This is a genomic window from Parafrankia sp. BMG5.11, assembly GCF_004337455.1.
Map to the genome: position 1 here is coordinate 1 of NZ_SJXI01000193.1, position 4,130 is coordinate 4,130.

At 63.8% G+C, this 4,130-nt stretch carries 5 protein-coding genes; 2 read left to right on the top strand and 3 right to left on the bottom strand.

Annotated elements, in window-relative coordinates; genetic code table 11:
• Positions 1-94 precede the first annotated feature (94 nt).
• Both E0504_RS49695 and E0504_RS49700 read left to right on the top strand, forming a co-directional pair.
• Positions 95-676 (top strand): helix-turn-helix domain-containing protein, encoded by a 582-nt coding sequence (locus tag E0504_RS49695; RefSeq protein ID WP_112104962.1) that lies wholly within the window; start codon positions 95-97, stop codon positions 674-676.
• Positions 631-1,227: an IS630 family transposase gene (locus E0504_RS49700; protein WP_243658007.1), complete on the top strand. Its 597-nt coding sequence runs from the start codon at positions 631-633 to the stop codon at positions 1,225-1,227. The genes E0504_RS49695 and E0504_RS49700 overlap by 46 nt, the downstream gene beginning before the upstream one ends.
• Positions 1,228-1,301: 74 nt before the next feature.
• Here E0504_RS49700 and E0504_RS49705 read toward each other — a convergent pair whose 3' ends face one another.
• The 3 genes from E0504_RS49705 to E0504_RS49715 form a co-directional block, all read right to left on the bottom strand.
• Complete coding sequence (locus E0504_RS49705; RefSeq protein ID WP_131628104.1) at positions 1,302-1,817, bottom strand: hypothetical protein; 516 nt, start codon at positions 1,815-1,817, stop codon at positions 1,302-1,304.
• 114 nt (positions 1,818-1,931) lie between these two features.
• Positions 1,932-2,219, bottom strand: a complete 288-nt coding sequence (locus tag E0504_RS49710) for a hypothetical protein (protein WP_131628106.1) — start codon at positions 2,217-2,219, stop codon at positions 1,932-1,934.
• Between the two features lie 181 nt (positions 2,220-2,400).
• Entirely contained in the window at positions 2,401-3,654 is a 1,254-nt protein-coding gene (locus tag E0504_RS49715) for an ABC transporter substrate-binding protein (RefSeq protein ID WP_112104961.1), read from the bottom strand.
• Positions 3,655-4,130: the final 476 nt, after the last annotated feature.

The following is a 4,130-nucleotide window of genomic DNA, read 5'->3' on the forward strand; positions in this document are numbered from 1 at the left end:
GTCCGGAACGTCGAGTTCCTAGTGCAACGTTCCTCAAAGGCTGGGGTAGATCGGCTGAGCCCGGGTATCGCCCTGTTTTGACAGGGAGTACGTCATGCCGAAGTTCTTGTATGCGCGGGAGCCCCGGGACCCGGTCGAGGAGCAGAAGATCCGCCGGCTGGCGGGTGCCCGGCACGCTCCGGCCGACTGGATCCTACGCGCCCAGATCGTCACGGCCAGCTGGACCGGCCACCACGTCCCCCAGATCGCCGCCGCCCTGCGCTGTCACCCCAAGACGGTGCGGCAGTGGCTGCACCGGTTCAACACCGACGGCCTGGACGGGCTGGCCGACCAGCCGATACCCGGACGCCCCCGGCGGATCACCGAGACCGAACGCTCCCAGATCATCGAGCTGGCCCGCTCCATCCCACCGGGCCGGCTGGAACGCACCCCCGCCGGTGAACTGGACGCCGCCGACCCGGACGGGTGCGCGCAATGGACATTGGACACCCTGACCGAGGCCGCCCAGGCCGAGGGCATCCAGATCCAGCGCAGCCAGGTCCGGCGCATTCTCGTACGCGAGAAGGTGCGCTGGCGGCACACCCGTTCCTGGGCCGACAGCGCCGACCCCGACTTCGTCCCAAAAGGGCGGTGGTCGTCGAGCTCTACACCCACCCGCCCGCCGGCACCACGGTGATCTGCGCCGACGAGCTCGGCCCGGTGATCCCACGCACGTTCCCGCCGGCGCCGGGCTGGTCACCCGACGGCCACCGCCTCAAGGCACCCCTGGAGTACTCCCGGGGCAGCGAGAAGACCTGGGTCTTCGGCGGCCTGCGCATCCGCGACGGCACCGAGGTCACCTGCTGCGCCCCGTCGCGCAACAGCGACGGCTGGATCCAGTTGCTGACCCACCTCGCCCGAGCAAATCCCCGCGGCCCGATCCGGGTGATCACCGACAACCCGGGCACCCACACCAGCCGGAAGGTCCGCCAGTGGCTGGCCCGCCACCCGCGTATCCAGCAGGTGTTCATCCCGAAGAAAGCCTGCTGGCTGAACCTGCAGGAAGGCTGGTGGCGGCTGCTACGCAGGGCCGCGTTCGCCGGACAGACCTTCGCCGACACCGACGAGATCACCCACGCCGTCGACCTGGCCACCACCCACCTCAACACCCGCGCCAAATCATGGATCTGGGGACGACCGGCACCACCCACCCGCAAACTCCGCCAGCGGTTTGTGTACTGCCTTTGAGGAACCCAGCACTAGACGAGCTCACCAGCGCCGCCGCCATAAGCCCCGGTGCAGCAGCGCTGCTCCGTCACCGGTCACCACCCATCCCAGGCTAGACCTGTGCCACCCTCGGCGGGCTCAACCGGTGATGGCAGGCAGTTGCGGTCGGGGTAGTAGGCGGGGTCAATACGTGGGTCGGGTCCGCTGTCCCAGCCGTTCCCGAGGGCGATGAGGTGCCCATCGGGCCAGCGGTGGCGGTCCTCTGCGATCGAAACCGTCTGGACGAGATTAAGGCCGGCCTGGGAGTCATCCTGTCGAAGCGGGTCGAAGCCGTTGTCGTAAACCAGGAAACGACCATGGCCGTCACGAGCGAGGTGTAGGTCACCGGGGTCAGCAACCACGATCACCTTGGTGACCCTGCCACCTTGACCGTCCACGTCCGACTGCACCCGTACGAACACTGGCGCCTGGTATTGCACCCACCGCACCAGCGACCCACCGACGGAAGGCGGATTGCCCTGTGTCCCACCGACAACCGGCCCCACACCGTCTACCTGCTCGAAGTTTTTGGACATAGTCATATATTTCACCTCGTAATTGACCCGCGCCACGGGTCCGATCCGCTACGACCGGCACCCGCTGCGGCCTAGCCGCCGACGACGCCTGGAACTGGGCTCTGGCGCAAGTTCCGTGATTGTGGTTTGGATCTTTATTGGTCGGCGAGCTCACAGGTGCGGAGAAGGAAGCGACCCGTTCGCGGGCGAAGAGCCGAGGTCGGGGCAGCCGTCGCACAGCTCCTGGTGGAGCTGGCGGGTGCTGGTGACACCGGCGTTCCACCGTGCGGTCAGATAGACGGCATGGCGGTCCGAGGTGCCGCGTCGTCTCGTAGGAGCACCGTTGATCGGCTCGTCAGAGGTGGTCGCACGGGCGAAGCGACGCACGGTCTTGCCGTCGAGCCAGAGTCGCCCGGCGATCTGAGAGTGGGGTAGCCCGGCGACAAGCAGCACGTGCACGCACCACCCATTCAAGATCTTACCTTCACCGAACTTGCCATGGCAGTCTGATCACGACACCAGCCGGGGGGAACAGAGCCCCTTGCCGCGGCCCTCAGCTTCACCCGTAACCAACCACACCCCGTGGCGCTCACACGCGCTGGCTGAAAGTCACGCGGGAAAGGCTCACTTCTCTGTCTTCTTACCGACTACGGCCGGTTGGCGTTGATTCATTTCCCGGCGGCAGGGATTCCGAGCCGTCGGAGCAGAGTCTTTGATTTACGACATCGAACGCGGTGCCGGTGGGGTTGACACGGACGAACGCGAAGCAATCGAGGGGGTGGGTAGAGTTGGTACTTAGGTCGACAGGCGAGATCAGACCGTCCGCATCATAGTCAGTGACACTCCGTAGAGCTTTGATGAACCCTTCACGGGTTGGGCAGGTGCCGGCCAGGTCAAGTCCGCGTAGGAACAGGTCGGTGTATATGTAGGCGAGCATGGCGAACTGCTGGTCGGGTTCGATACTTTCAGGCGCGTAGAGTGTCATTGCATCGCGGTAGCGGTCGATGGCTGGGCCTCCCGCCTCGAACGGACGAAAATACACGGGGATCGACACACCAGCCAGCGCTTGACCGAACGCGGGAAGAAGGGCTTTGTCATAGCCGGTCAGGGAAACACCGACGTTCAGGCGTAGGCTCGCGGCACGAGCTGCCTGCACGATGTCAGCAAGATCCTCTGGCGCGGTGAAGCCGATCAGGGCATCGGCGCGAATAGCAGCGAGCTGGTGGACTATGCGCTGCGGGCTGTCACTACTGCTCGTGTACGGGATGGGATCGGTCGCGGCGAGTCCGAGAGCACTGAAGGCGTTTTTGTACTGAGTGATGGTCTCCATGGTTAAGGCTACAGTGCCAGTGGTAACAACAGCGATTCTCGTCCCACCGTGGGCCTGGATATATCGGGCGACCGTTCCCGGAGAGGGCATGTAGAGGTGGGAAAAAAGGTTACGATACCTGTTCCAAGACGGAAGCGCGATACCTACCACGGGGATGCCCTGCGCGTCGAGACGAGCCAGTGAACCTTCGAGCGAGGCCGTAGCTGCCACGAGACCGAACACGGATTCCTGCACAAGATCCTGAGTGGCCAGCGCGTTCTGCGACGAGGAACTCGCGTCATCGCGCCACTGGTAAAAAATCCTACGACCGTGGATGCCACCTTGAGCGTTGGCCAGGTTGATCCGAGCATCCACCCCGGACCGGGCCGAGGAAAGTGCAGTGCTACCAATACCCGAGTCAGAGAACACCAACCCCAGTTTCACCTGGTCGGAGGTGACTCCCGGGCTGTCACAGCCAACCGCCACCGGTCGCCGCTTCCCACTGCCCGGCAAAGTACAGCCAGCCACAACAACGACAATTGCAACCGACACTATCCATCGTATCGACAATCTACCGAAAATCATCGCTTCTCCATGGAATGGCGAAGAGCAGCGACCGGAAGTATCCATTTCGCTACTCTGTAGAGCAGAGTATGCGCCTTGCCTCGTCTGTCGCTGCATTCGGCCACCCGTGCTGTCGACGCCGGCTTCTCCGAACTCGCGCAACGCACGAAGGGGTATTCAAGGACGTGGACGGGGTCCCGGCGATACCAACCTTAACGATTCGAGGCTCCGCCAAGCCCACCACGCATAGATAGAAACCCTCGCTGTTTTCTCGGCAAGACTACCGGAACCTCTCCGCGCGTGCCGAGATTGGGCATGCCATTTTCCCTCTCCGGCACGGCGTTCACGGATTCCTCGCGCTTCGCTCCACCCTCGTTCCGGACGCACCATAGTCAGACCCTGACCCTTCAAGATTGATAGAGGGTGTCTGAAAAGGGTCAGGATGGGTAGGGCAGGGGGTGTGTGAAGCCTCGGTGTGAGGGAGGCTGGTGATGGCC